We start from the raw sequence: 13,948 nt of genomic DNA, 5'->3' as shown, positions 1-13,948 counted from the left end.
TCCCCCGGCTCGACCCCGAAAACCGCCGCCGTCCCTCTGAAGAAAGAAACGGTGCGCATCACGCTGCGTGGCCGCCCCAACGCGGGTGTGACGCAGCCACGGGAAGCGACAGCCCCGGTGTCCCCTGCCTCCGGCGGTGCCCCAAGCCTGGGCACCACCTCCGTGGTGCCGACAGTGGCAAAAAAAGCCACCGCTCCCATCCAGCTGCCGTCCGCGCCGCTGCCGCCTCCCGCGCCGAAGGCCAGCACCAGCCCGGTGAAGCTTCCAGCACCTCCGATGGCTCCGCCTTCGAAAAAGACCACGTCTGCTGTTCCGGTCGTCTCTTCACCTCCGCCCTCCGCGCCTTCCGCAGCTCCGACGTCTGCGGCACCAGCTCCGGTGGTTGCACGCCCGTCCGCGCCTCCCGCAGCACCGAAGGCACCGGGAGCCCCGACCGCACCCCGTCCCCCAGGGCCTCCTGTGGCCGGCCTTCCTGCCGCCACTCGTCCTTTGAGCCAGAATCCGGCCGCTCCGGCTCCGCGCGTCGAGACCGGCGCCCCCACCGTCCCGCTGCAAAAACCAGGTGCCGCTGCTCCGCGTCCGCCGGGAGCAGGCACAGGTCCGATGACCGGTGCTCCGACCGCTCCGCTGCCCAAAGCCACGGTGAAGCTGGCCCCCACGCAGGCCATGCAGCGCCCGTCCATCTCCGCTCCGCCCAGCGCCCCGGTGAAACGCAGCGCTGCCGCAGACGCCGAGCAGTTCTACGAAGAAAAGGACCCTGAAGCCGGTTTGGTGCCCCTGTCGGTGATCTGCTTCGTTCTGTCCGCCGTCCTGATGGTGGTGCAGATGTTCGGCTCCGATGCCGTGAAGTCCGACCCCACCGGTGAATCGCCAATCATGGTTCCAACGGCCAACAAACAGACTTGGGAGGACCGCAGCATCGTCACCGGCGTCTGGACCAACAAGTTCAAGGACACTCTGCCCGCCATTCCGTGAGCCAAATCCAGCTCTGAAACACAACCTTACCCTCTTCAAACATCATGCCCCTCGCCTGGTTAGTTTTCCTCCTCGCTGTCGCGACACTGGCACTCAATTTCCTCGCCAAAAGCGGCGGGGCCATGTGACCTGCCAAGCCAACTCCACGCAATTCAAGAGCCCGGGCCGCATCAGCGGCACCGGGCTTTCTTTTGCCTTCGATTTCGTTCGAGTAACCCGATACAGGCAATGCACTGGTCATCGCAGGTGGAAACCGAACGCCCAAAGGCAACACGAGGCGCACATCGGCACCTGGCGGGCGAGATGAGCATTCTTCCTCCACGATCTTCCAGCCGTTCACCCAACCGCAGCCCGTGACAAGGCAGCGCTCACGTGTCACGTGAAGTTCACACCACCTTCCTGGCGTGCCCAGCGACCTTACTGGCGCCCGCCGCGGCCGGTCGGATTCGGATCGACATCCAGGTCGAAATTGAGCTGCGGGAAGTCTTTCAGCGTGAAAGACAGCAGGATGCCGAAATCGGACGCACCGCCACGGTTGTCGCGAGCCACCACACCGATTGAGGCAATCCAGCTGCTCAGGTCCCGCGAGAAACTGTAGCTCTGAAACTCCAGCGTGCCGCCGTCCGCCTCGAAGATGTGGTTCATGTTGAAACCGTAATTTTCGGTCAGCCTGGCGTAAAAGCGCGTGTAAACCAAGCTGCTGTCCTGGAAGAAGGGGTGATCCGAGATGAACTGGTGACCAAACTCGAGCGAGGTGTAGCGGCTCGGCAGCCACACGACGCTGTTGTTGAGTTCCGTGAAGCTGTTCACACCGCTGGAGATCGGAAGCTGCAGGTCGGAACGGAAGGTGATCCAGGGCACCGGACGCCAGAAGACCTCGTTGTAGAGATTGGAGATGTCACGGTCGAACTCCGGGTCCTTCCCAAACACATCGACGAAGGTGTTGATCCCGGCCCAAGTGTAAGTCTGTTCAGAGCCACCCTCGGGTGTCTCCATGAAAGTGCTCATGCCGTTGCCATTTTGCAGCATGTAGTCGCGCTTGGTCTGGAAAAGGTTCCGGAAGCCGATGCGAGTCACGTTCCATGAGCGAAGGCTGTCCACCGCCGTGAACAGGGGCACGTCGATGGAGCGGGGGCGGGTGGTGGGCGACAGCCGGTCAATCGCCGGCACGCCAGCGTCCTGCTTTGCATCCAGATAGGAGTAGTTCAAATAAGGCTGGAACACGTGGCGAAGACCATTGAGTCCGAGGGACGGCACCTGCACGTCGCTCCAGGTGCGGGTCAGCTTGAACGACACATCCAGGCCGAGGTGAAGTATCCCGCGGGTGAAGTTCTGCAGCCCGGTGATGCTGCCATCGATGCTGCCATAGCTCGTCATACCAGCGCCGATACGCGGCGTCACGTTGAGCCAGCCCATATAAGTCTTCGGATAGAGCAGCTCGTGGTAGGTGTGGAATCGGGCGAAATCAGGCTCCTGCAGGCGGCTGGTGATCACGCCCAGACCGCGATTCACATCCGCAGCGCTCAAACTGGCGTCCCTGGGCTGGCCGACCAGGCTCAGATAAGACGCTGCCGCCGTGCCCAGAGGGTCTGCCAGCACTCCAGGCAGCCCGCCACCGCCCAAGGTCTGAAGGCGCAGGAGTTCAGCCTGCTCCTGCTTGCCGACAACCTCATTGTAGAGCCCTGCCGAAATCGTTCCCTGATGAAAAATGCCGGATCCCCAGAGCGGACGGCGTGTGAAGTCTGCCGACAATTCCGGCAGACGTGTCGTCGTCCGGTAGAAGTCGTTCATCTTGAACTTCCCCATCAGCGTCGCGACATAGGCGTCGTTGGTGTGCACGAGCGACACGAGATTGTCCGGCTCGCGATCCGTCCGGAAATCGTTGAAGAAGAAGTCTTCGTAGAAGTGCACGTCGCTGATCTTGTTCAGATCAAAGTCGAGATACCAGGTGCTCACATCCGGCCCAGGCAGGTAGATGCGGTGCTGGAAATTCAGGCGATAACGCATATCGCTGACCGGATAACGGGTGGTGGCGGTGACATTCGCACCCGGGTCAGAGTCGCTGACCGCGTAGAACTTCAGGCCTTTGAAATTCTGCGCATTGTTCCGGTGACGGAGCGAGATGAAATCCACCCCGCCGCCGACCCCGCGCTTGCTGCGAAGGTCAAACTTGTACCTCGCATACGTGTGATCACCATGCACCGTCGCATACTGCGAGAGGACAAAGGCCCCCCAGCGGCTCTGGTAACCCGGGCTGAAGCGATAACCGGAGTCGTTCTCCAGCGATTTTGTGAGTTTCGGGAACCAGAAAAACGGGGTGTCCCCCGCGTAAGCCTTCACGTCACGCAAGATCGCCTTGTCCTCAGGATAAACCGTCAGCTCCCGCGCACCCAGACGGTAGTTGGGGTTCTGCACGTCATGGGAGGTGAACGAGATGTTCGTCGCATCAATGCGGTTTTCGTATTTGCCCCCGGAATGAAAGTCTTCCGCTTTGAAAAACACCATGCCGGCTGACTTCGGTGCCGATGAGGTCACCCCCGCCGAGGCGGAAACACTGGTTCCGAGAGAACCGGCTGCCATCCCGGTGATGACATTGTGGCCGGACATCTCGCCAGTGATCGAATTGTAGGTGATTGAATCCCCGCGGTAGATCGTGCCGGCACGCCACACCGTGACCCCGTCGCGGGCCACCACCTCTCCGGTGGCTTGATTGTACTGGGCGCTGCCGCAGCGCATTTCCACATCTCCATAAACGATGTGAACATCTCCTGTCACTGTCGCAATGCCCGTCTCGGGGTCCATTGTGGTGGTCATCCCGCGGATGTTCAAATCACTGGTCAGGCTGTCGAGGAGGCCCTGCGCCTTCAGTGACCCGGATGCCACCAGGACCAGGGCAAAAGCTGTCGCACAGATTCGGATCAAATTCATGGCTCGGGAGGGAAAACGGGCCCGCTGCGGCAGGCTTTTTGGAAACCGCCTTTCATAGGCCACCCGCGTCCCGGTGACAAGAAAAAGCCCTGATTTTTTCGCCCGGCAGACCTCAATCATCCTCTCTGCCGGGACGCACCGGACAGACGCCTTTTTTGCTCGGTGCCTGCACGAATTCCAGCAGCCTTCGTGCCTTTTCCGGCCAGTCTTTGGCCGCCGCCTGGGCCACCGCCTGCGACAGGTTCAATCCCTCGCAAAAAAGCATCTGAAACAGCTCCTTGATCGCCGCCCGATCGTCGGAATTGAAGCCCTGCCGCCGCAGGCCGATCACATTGAGTCCGGTGATCCGGTTGATGCGCTGGGCCGCGCAGTAATGCGGGATGTCCTTGCTGAAACTGCCGTTCCCCTGCACCACACAAAAGTCCCCGATCCGCAGAAACTGGTGAAACACGGCCCCGCCGCCGATGAACGTGTTGTTTCCCACGTGGATATGCCCCGCCAGGAGCGCCGAATTGGCGATGATGTTCCGGTCCCCCAGCACCACGTCGTGCGCCAGGTGGCTGCCCACCATGAGGAAATTCCCGTCGCCCAGCCGTGTCACCCCACCCGGCTTGCTGCCACGGTGGATCGTCACATGCTCGCGGATCACGTTCTTTCGGCCCAAAATCACACTGCTGTCCGTGGCGGGATCAAATCCCAGATCCTGAGGCTCTCCGCCAACCACCGCTGCGCGACCGATCTCGGTCCCCTCCCCCACGACCACACGTCCCACGATCTGTGCGTGCGCCTCGATTTTGCACCCGGCAGCGATCTCCGCAGCACCGTCGATCACCACATACGGCCCGATCTCAGCCGTGGGGTCGATTTGGGCCTTCGAGTCAATCAGGGCGGTGGGGTGAATCATGCGCCGCGATCATGCACGGCGGCCCTGTCGCGATCAATCGCGAGCTTGCGCCATTCTCGCGCAAACTTCCGCTTTGCACTCCGCCGTGAAAGGATACTGTCCGCCGCCGCAACGCAGCACCAGGAGAGGTGGTCGAGTGGTTTATGGCTCCAGTCTTGAAAACTGGCGTGGCAGAAATGTCACCGTGGGTTCGAATCCCACCCTCTCCGCCATTCTTCGCCGCGTCAGGAGGCGAAGAATGCCCTCCGTAGCTCGAAGAGCGAAGAAAGGAGCTACGGAACCACCTCCACCCGCATCTCCACGGCCGCGCTACGTCCGTGGTCATCCAGCACATGCACCTGCCACTTTCCGGCAGACGCGGCCCACATCAGAGGCACGGCGGGGTCGCTGGCCCCCAGAAAGCGTGATCCGGCGAACCAGAACACGCGGCTCACGCCCGGAGCCGCATCAGCGCGCAGCGGAATCGTCTGCCGCTTCGAATCGGAGGCCTGGAGGGTATAAACCAGCGCCGCACGCGGCGAAACGATCTTCGGCACGGCCGACGAATCCGCCGCCACCAGCGTTTCCGCGTTCGCTTCCAAGGGGGGGGCCGTTTTGCGTGGCACCCCGGCCAGCCGGAACATCTCCAGCAGATCCGGCGGCCAGAATTCATACACCTCACGCCTCACCGCACGTTTGCCATCCTCACGGGCCACCCGCAGCCCGGTGGCGGCATCGATCAGCACCTCGCGATGAATGTCGCAGGGCGTGATCGGCGAAACACCGGGGATGAAACCGCCCTGCACGCGATGCTGGCAATGCGGCGTCGGCAACTGGCCCGACACCGCGCACAACTCCACCTGCGCCACGCCCGCCGGCGGCGCTTCGCGTTTCATCGGCAGCCGCAGATGCCGGAACACCTCGAACAGCAGCGGCGCGGCACACTCACGCGCGATGAAAGCGGGATTCGCCTTGCCGTTGAAGTTGCCGATCCACACCACCAGCACGTAGTCGCCGCGCATTCCCGCCGCCCAGGCATCGCGAAAGCCGTGGGAGGTGCCCGTCTTCCACGTCACCGCCGGATCATCCATCACCGCTTCGCCCTCACGTGTTCGCAGCATCTCACGCGTCAGAAAACGTGCCTCGTCCGTCAGCAGCGGCTGCAAATCGACCCGCGGCTGATCTTGAAAATAACTCACGCGCCTCGCGCAACCATCGCTCGCCAGCAACGCATACAACTCGGCCAGCTCCTCCATCGACACCTCGCCGCCACCCAGCGGCAGCGAGAGACCATAGAACTCAGCCGGATGAGGCAAAGCGACGCCCGCCTCCTTGAGAAAGCCGTGCAAACCCGGCGCGGCGAGCCGTTGCGCCAATGACACGGCGGGAATGTTGCGACTGTGATACAGCGCGTCCTGCGCCGGGATCGGCCCGGCGAAGTTGCGGTCGAAATTCTCCGGATTGTAGCTGCCGAAGGCGGTTCGGCCGTCACGCAGCAGCGTGTGCGGATGGATCAGCCCCTGCTGCATCGCCAGCGCATAGATGAACGGCTTCAACGCCGATCCCGGCGAGCGTCGCGCCATCACGCCATCCACCTGTCCTTGAATCGTTGCATCGAGAAACCGGCTCGATCCCACATAGGCCAGCACCTCGCGCGTCGGTGCATGCACGAGCAAGGCGCACGCGTTGGTGATGCCGACCTCACGCTTGCGCTCCACGTAATCATTCACCGCCTGCTCCACGCCACGCTGCGGCTCCCCGTTCAAGCTGCAGCGCAGCGCCACGCCGGAACTCACCCGGTCCGCCGCCGGCTTCTCCGCAAACAACCGTCGCGCCAGATGCGGTGCCTCACGCGGCACCGGTTGCAACTGCCGCAGCGTGAAGGCTGCATCCAGCGGATCAGAGGGCAGCCCTCGCTCCTCACGCAAACGCTCCCACAGCCGATGCTGCGCCGCTGACAGACTGGCATTGGTTCCGGTCGCACGCGGACGCCGCGTCGTCGGACTCTGCGGCAAAACAGAAAGCGCCACAGCCTCGCGCATCGTCAGCTCCCGCGCCAGCTTGCCACACCACAGCAGACTCGCCGCGCCCACGCCCTCCACATTGCCGCCGTAGGGTGCCTGATTCAGGTAGGCATCCAAAATCTCGTCCTTTGAGTGATGCCGCTCGATTTGCAACGCCCGCACCATCTGCCATGCCTTCCCCCACGGCGTGCGCGTGTGCAAGCCGTAGCGCAATCGCGCAAGTTGCATCGTGATCGTCGATCCCCCGCCCTTCGCCGAGCCCGAAACAACACCCCAGGCCGCACGCAGCATCGAAAGCGGATTCACACCCGGATGATCGTGAAAGTGCCGGTCCTCCAGCGTCAGCGTCGCCTCGATCAAGGCCGGGCTGATCTCCTTCAGCGGCGTGTGCAGCCGATACTTCGCATCCGGCGTCAGCGCGAGATGCAGCAAACGGCCGTTCCGGTCCTCCAGCGTTCGCGAAAAGCGAAACTCCGGTGGATACAGCTCAGGCTTCGGCAAAAAGAGCCAAATCAGTGCCGCACACGACAACGCCCCGCCACTCCAGCGCACAAAGCGTTTTGCCTTTCGCCAGCGCCTCGATTTCCCCTCACCCGGCCTCTCCCCGAAGGTCATTCTCGAAGCATCACCACGCTCGACGGGGAGAGGGGAATGGTTTTGGGCCTCATCCACATTCTCAAGAAGTCCAACGCGAATCTCCTCTCCCCGCCCCTGAATGCACGGCGCCACGACCAACTTCGGGGAGAGGCTGGGTGAGGGGCCGGAATCCGGCTGAAGTTCCGCACTCATGTCATCACTCCACGTCCACCTTGCCGCCGCCATCGCGGCCTTTGATGCCGCGGTCGTACATGCTCTCGGCAAACACCGGCGGGATCACGTAACTGCCTGCGGCGATGGGTTTGATGCGATAGGCGAAGGTTTTCACCTCGCCTTTGCGGAGGCCGCAGAAGAACACGTTTCGATCCTCACGCACATCGACGTAGTCCGCGCCGGGGATCGTGCCGCGACCGGGTTTGAGGCCGTTGGGTTCGAGTTCGAAGCTGCCGGGCATCAAATCGAGCACGGCGATGTTGTTGAGCGCATCGGGCGAGACATTGCGCACGGTCAGACGCACCAGCGCGCCTTCGCCGACCTTCAGTTTTTCCGCAGGCTTGCCATCCGGGCCGAGAATCTCACGGAAGACCTCCAAACCGTCCGCGATGCGCTGTGTCGGCACGCCTTTGTCGAAACCGGCCTCGGTCACCTGATAAAACGCGCCGAGATCGCGTCCACCCTCCTGGGCGAGACCGAAGCGCAGGCTGCCGGCCTGGGCGCTGAAGTCGCCCTGGATCAGGCCCGTCGTCTCCGCCACTAGCACGCGGGGTGCCTGCCCCTGGCGGTCGAGCTCGGTCAATGAGACACGCACGCCGGACTGCTTCGCGAGATCGGAGTAAGCCTTCAGCGCCAGAATCGTCGTCGCGGCGCTGATGGTGTTGAAGCGATTGCGTGACAGCGGATCGGTCACCACGGCGAGATCGTCGTAGCCGAAGTTCCCGGCGAGTTCGGGGAAGTGTTTGCACGCCACGGCGAATCCCTCGGCCTGGCTCACCTGCGGATCCAGGTAATACCAACCACGCCAAGCCCCGACAGCGCGACCTTTGCGCACCGCAGCCCAGTAATCCTGCATCAACGTCACCGCCTCCTTGCGCTGCTGCAGCAGCGCATAGCTCCCGGCGAGATACGCAGCCGTCAGATGGCCACGCCAGGCCTCCTGATGCTTCTGGCGCAGGTTGTCGCGAAGATTGAGCACGTAGGTCGAGGTGTTCTCGCCGTGTCGCGTGAGCAGATAAATCGCCGCTGCTTGAATGGAAGCCTCATCGAGACTGCCTGCGGTGCCGCGTGCCATCTGCTGCATGCGTTTGCGGGCGCCTTCGAGCAGCGCCGCCGGCACCGCGTGGCCTGCGTCACGAGCCTCGGTCAAAAAGCGCGTCACATACACCGAGAGATAATCCATTCCCGCGTCAGAGGCCGAATCCCAGTAGCCAAAGCCGCCGTTCGAGTGCTGACGGCTTCGCAGCAAAGCAAATGCCGCGTCGAGCTGACGCGCCGAATCCGCCGCGTCGAAGCCGAAATCCGCCTCCTTCGCCAGTAGCAGCCGCGAAATGGCGCGGCTCGTGATCTGCTCGGAGCAGCCATACGGATACTCGTGCAGGTAGGACTCCAAACCTCGCGCCAGACCGAGCGGCAGCGCCGACACGTTCGCGTGCAGCTTGCGATACTGCGGGAACATCTCGCGCGTCACCTTCACCGCATAAGTGCTGTCGCGGAAGTAGCCGCTCTGCACATGCGTGAGATACGGCGCGGCCGGCCGCACGCTGAGCGTGGCACGCCTGAGCACCGTCTGGCCCGCCGCGTCGGCCTTGAAGGTGATCTCCGCGCCCCCAAGCTCCTCCTTCACCCGCACGCGGAAACGCACGGTGTCCTCCTTGCCTGCGGCCAGATTGATCGCGCCCTGCGGCGATTCGATGACTTCAAGATGCGGCGTGACTTGCGCGACGATGTTGATCGGCGAATTCGCGTCCGCGCCTTCGAGATTGTTCGCCACGGTGAGCGAAGCGGTGAATTCATCTCCCGGCGCGGCGAAGAACGGCACGTTCGGCGTCAGCACCAGCGGTCCGCGCACGATGCTGTTCGTTTCCGCACGTCCCACGGCATCTTCCGCGACAGCGACGGCCATGACGTTGAGTTTGCCAGCAAAGTAATCCGGCACCGTGTAGCTCACTTCACGACGTTCCGGTCCGGCGGCGATCAAACCGGACCAAAACACCACCGGCGGCTCGTTGCGGCGCTTGAACGGATTCAAGTTCAGCCGCAGCGGCTTGTCGGCATCGCCGCCGAAGGCCTTGTGCTGCGCGATGAGCGAGAACTCTGGCAAAATGAGGTCCATGAGCTGCTCCGTCTCGACTTCCAGCGCCCGCTTGCGATTCAGATGCTCCAGCGGATCAGGCAGCTTGTAGTCGGTGATCTGATGAATGCCCGCATCGACCGCATAAACGACAATCCGGCATGGTTTCGCGGCCTGGAAGCCGATCTTCATCACCTCGCCCGGCTTCACCTTCTCTGGCGCGTCGATCTTCACCTCAATGCGGCGCTTGTCGGGATTTGCCACAAAGTGCTCCACCGCATAGCTCAGCGGCGAGGTGAAAATCTCCTTCGAATCGAGCGCACGCACGAAGGACGCGTTCACATACGCCGAGCCTTCGATGTCCGGCGGCACGGTGATCTGCTGCACACTCGCAGTCGTGCCCGCCTTGAACCACTGCCAGCCGAGCACGCGTTCACGTTCGATGGTGAGCAGGCCCGCGCCGGTGTAAGTCGCGCTCAGGCTCGCTTCGAGTGCTTCGCCGCTGTTCCAGGTGCCACGGGCCAGTTTGATGCCGAGTTCGGCATCGCGCTCCATGCTGCGCTCCAGATCGCCTTTGCCGACCACGGTGAATGGCGTGGCGCAGACGATGTTGTTTTCAGGATCACGCAGTTCCAGGCGGAAATCGCCAGCAGCAGTCGTCGGCAGCACGTAATTCGCGCCTTCCACCGGCAGAGTGAAGGGCGCTTCTGCAACCATCGACTCACGCTGCGTCGAAACATACGCGTAGCTGCCGCTTTCCTGCTTCGTGAGCACAGAGACGTGTTTGATCTGCATGACGCGTGCCAGCAGGTTCTGAGGCGCGAAGGGCTTCAAATCCGGCCCCACGGCCATGAAGCGCACATTCGCCGCCGTGTCCTTGCCGAGGTAGTCGAGCTTCACATCCGGCTTGTAGCCGACGACATACGGCAGCGCTGCGACGCGGAAATTCTTCCCGCTGCGCACGCTGCGACCGCCATCGGCCTCGAAACCTTCGATGAGCAGGCTCACCTGGAAGCAGCTCTGGTCGAAACGCTCCAGTGCGAGATCAAACTGCGCCTCGCCCGCCTCATCGGTCGTCTGCTCGCCCAGATTCACCTTCTGGCCGACCTCCGACTCGTCGTCCTCCTCCGCCGCAGGCAGGCGGTTGTGGAAGATGTATTCTGGGAACTGCGGGAACGCGAAATCGCCCGGGCTCAGCTCCATGCGCGCCTTCAGCAGCCGTTTCGCCGCCGGGAAACCGAACAGCGTTTGCAGCGACACATCGGCCTTGATGTCCTTCGGCTGCAACCAGCCCGCAAGTTCATCGCCGGAGAGCGTCACGTCGATCTTCATGCGGTCCGGCTGGAAGTCCTCGACCTTGAACGCCGTCTGCCCCAGCCGCGTGCGGTCCTCCTCCTCGTCTTTCTTCACCAAATACAGCCGTGCGATGTAGCGACCGGTCGGATCGGCCTCTTCCGTCTGCATTTTCACGTCGATGAAGCCATCCGCGCTCAACACGACTTTCTGCGTGTCGATCACTTCGTCCTTCGCATTGATCAGATCCATCTCCAGCGGCAGGCCCGCGAGTCCGGGAGCCCAGTCGCGGCGTTTCAGCACCGCGCCGATGTGAATCGCGTCGCCAGGGCGATACACACCGCGTTCCGTGAACAAGAACGCCTCCAGCGCCTCCTTCTCCGAAGCCAGCACACCACCGATGTCGAACCGCGAGAAGTCGATCAAGCGATCCGGCCGTTCGAAGGGCAGGAAGGACAAATCGTTGCCCAAGGTCGCCAGAATCGCGACCGGCCGCTTCTCACGCTGGAAACTGCCGACGTCCGGAATCGACGCGTGACCATCCGCAGTGGTGCGCTGCAGCAGATACTCGCCATTTTTTGCCAGCACGGTGATCGTGGCACCATTCACCGGATCACCAGTCTGGATGCTCTGCACAAACACATCGCGGCTGCCGTCCGCGTTTTTCTTCACCAGCAGACCGAGATCAGTCACGAGCACGAAGCGTTTTGTCTGCGCCTCGTCCATGAGCTTCCAGTCATCCTCCACGTCATCGCCTTCCATCCGCTTCTTCGAGTCCTCCACGGGTTCCACGCCTTCGGCGGAGAGGAAGAACAGGCCGCGTGAGGCATCGGCATCGGAGGCGTCCTGCGTTTGCAGCGCACTGGCGAAGTCGATCACCGAGTAGCAGGCCTGATACTCGTTCTTCATCGCCACCGGCTGCACGCGGCGCAAGAATCGGGCGATGTTCGACTCGTCAAAGCTGTCGCCCATGGTGAAGTAGGGGTTTGCGAAATCGCCCTCGGTCATGACGACGAGGTGATTCACCTGCCGCTGCGGTACGCGGGCCATGTTCACACGCAGAAACGGCACGCCGCGTGATTGCAGCGACAGTTTGCGCTCGCCATTCAGCGCCAGGATGCCGCCTTTGCCGAGCAGTTGCACCTCTCTCGGAAACTGCGGCGTCTCCGCAAAGACGCGATACTCGCCACCGAGGCGGAATCCGCCCAGCGCCTCGACGCCCTTCGTGATGCGCACGAACAAGCGCCCTTGGTTCTCCGCAAGGAACTTGAACGCATGCCGCGTCGTCGCTGGATGATCGTCACTCAGCTCCAGCTCGACCGGCTTGAGCTTCACGGCGGTGAACTTGCGCAAAATGTCTTCCGTCACGTCGCTCGGACGCGGCGACACATCCTCCCCGCGAGCGTCCTTGATCGTGAAGTTCTCCGGCTCCTGCCAGACGCCGAGGTGCTTGAGCAGATTGTCCGTCGTCGCGTAGCCTTCGGTGTTGATGAAGAGGAACTGCTCCGGCTCACCATCCTCCGTCTTGAGGATTTCCGTGTTGGCATCGGCGATCTTGAATCCGCTCTCAATGTCCGGCACGCGCACCTTCGCGGTGAAGTCGGCGTCCAACGCTGTGCCGCCCAGCGTGCTCGTGATCGCCTTCGCAAGCGTCACTTTCACAAAGTCTTCCTTCTCCGGCACCTGGATGCGTGCCGTGCGGATCCAGAACTCACGCTGGTGCTTGCCTTCGACGACGGTGAACAGCGCATCCGGCTTCTGCCCTTTCCACTCGAAGATCTTCGACCCGCCGACCACCTCCAGCGACACCAGCCGCTCGATCTGCGCCCTGTCGAGCGGGTGCGAGGCGCTGAAACCGACCACGACGTTCTGAATGGTGGGATCACGCGGATCGATCTGAAACTCCGACTCCAGCGGCGAAAGCCGCAGCGCTGGCGTCTTCCCCGACCAGCTCGGCTGCTTCAGCTCCGCCTCCTTCGGCACCTGCGCCGTGTCGAGCGTCACCGTGAACTCCGTGCCTGCGGGCCAGTCCTTCGTCGGCGTGAAGACCAGCAGCTTGTCCGTGCTCCACTTCCACGAGCCCTCATGTGCGGGCGTCAACGTCACCCCAGCCGCCGGTTTGCCCACCACATCGAGTTTGGCGATGGAAGCGTCAAACTGCACCGCGATGCCCTGCACCTGCGGCTTGTTCTTCAAGATCGTGGTGACGCCGGGCATCTTCAGCATGCCTTTGACCTGCCGCAACTCGGTGAACTGGCGCGGACGTGGCCGATGCGACTCGATATAATCCATCACCTGCGGCACGATGACGGCCGCCAGGCCCGCTAGCACAATGAGACCCGCGTAGCGACCAGGATTGCGCCGCAGATGATCGTCCGCCGAGTTCGCGAGTCGTGGCATCCAGTCCGGCGGTTCATAATGAAACTGCCCAAACAACGTGCGCATCAAACGCACCCACCACGAACCGGATGAAGAGGCCATAAAAGAAGAAGTTGGCGGCGGAGAATAATCGTCCGGCCATCGCGCGCCCGAGAAATTTCACGGCGATCACGAATTCTTCTCCGCACCTCGTGACACTCAGCCTTCCCGCAGGTCTGTGAACTTGCCCATCCCACTCAGGCTGGGCCGTGTTTGAAAACCTCTGCCGCAGAGCGGCAGCCGTCTGGTAGCCCGGCTTTCAAGGCCGGGAGAGGATGCGCGTGATCGCGTTGAGTCATGACCCGCGTCGCAGCGCGACGCCCGAACCCGTCCTCTCAAAGCGGCAGGTTCGCGTGTCGCTCTGCGACACCGGATGCCCTGGGGCGTGCCGCCGTTGGCTGTTCCCAGCCTTGAAAGGCCGGGCTACGGCACGTTCGTCGCTCCGCGACTTCCAAACAGGTCTTAAAACACTGCCTAGTGGTTCGGAACGGCCAAGTCGAGGGGGGAAAAGCGGTGCCGTGGTGGTAAAAGAGGTGCATGGCC

Annotated in this window: 4 protein-coding genes, 1 tRNA gene and 1 pseudogene; 2 read left to right on the top strand and 4 right to left on the bottom strand. The window is 62.6% G+C overall.

Annotated elements, in window-relative coordinates:
• Positions 1 to 975, top strand: a pseudogene (locus tag IAE77_RS20865) (hypothetical protein); the annotation flags it as partial.
• Between the two features lie 417 nt (positions 976 to 1,392).
• Here IAE77_RS20865 and IAE77_RS20860 read toward each other — a convergent pair.
• Both IAE77_RS20860 and lpxA read right to left on the bottom strand, forming a co-directional pair.
• The gene (locus tag IAE77_RS20860; RefSeq protein ID WP_294230974.1) at positions 1,393 to 3,903 is read right to left on the bottom strand and encodes an LPS assembly protein LptD; all 2,511 of its coding nucleotides are present in this window, start codon (positions 3,901 to 3,903) and stop codon (positions 1,393 to 1,395) included.
• A gap of 112 nt (positions 3,904 to 4,015) precedes the next feature.
• Entirely contained in the window at positions 4,016 to 4,807 is a 792-nt protein-coding gene (gene lpxA, locus IAE77_RS20855) for an acyl-ACP--UDP-N-acetylglucosamine O-acyltransferase (RefSeq protein WP_294230972.1), read from the bottom strand.
• Between the two features lie 122 nt (positions 4,808 to 4,929).
• Here lpxA and IAE77_RS20850 point away from each other — a divergent pair.
• A tRNA-Ser gene (locus tag IAE77_RS20850) sits at positions 4,930 to 5,019 on the top strand.
• A gap of 60 nt (positions 5,020 to 5,079) precedes the next feature.
• On the opposite strand, the gene pbpC is transcribed toward IAE77_RS20850, so the two are convergent.
• Positions 5,080 to 7,311, bottom strand: a complete 2,232-nt coding sequence (pbpC, locus tag IAE77_RS20845; RefSeq protein ID WP_294230970.1) for a penicillin-binding protein 1C — start codon at positions 7,309 to 7,311, stop codon at positions 5,080 to 5,082.
• A gap of 292 nt (positions 7,312 to 7,603) precedes the next feature.
• Positions 7,604 to 13,468 (bottom strand): alpha-2-macroglobulin, encoded by a 5,865-nt coding sequence (locus IAE77_RS20840; protein ID WP_294230968.1) that lies wholly within the window; start codon positions 13,466 to 13,468, stop codon positions 7,604 to 7,606.
• Between the last annotated feature and the right edge of the window lie 480 nt (positions 13,469 to 13,948).

Origin of the sequence: Prosthecobacter sp. (assembly GCF_014879935.1) — a bacterium.
Taxonomy (GTDB): domain Bacteria; phylum Verrucomicrobiota; class Verrucomicrobiia; order Verrucomicrobiales; family Verrucomicrobiaceae; genus Prosthecobacter.
Note: the sequence above shows the minus strand (reverse complement) of the source record. Positions and strands in the feature narration are given on the sequence as shown.

Bases quoted from the DNA above. Each gene is read 5' to 3' on its own strand.
- IAE77_RS20860 (WP_294230974.1), bottom strand. From the start codon at position 3,903: ATGAATTTGATCCGAATCTGTGCGACAGCTTTTGCCCTGGTCCTGGTG.
- lpxA (WP_294230972.1), bottom strand. From the start codon at position 4,807: ATGATTCACCCCACCGCCCTGATTGACTCGAAGGCCCAAATCGACCCC.
- IAE77_RS20840 (WP_294230968.1), bottom strand. From the start codon at position 13,468: ATGGCCTCTTCATCCGGTTCGTGGTGGGTGCGTTTGATGCGCACGTTG.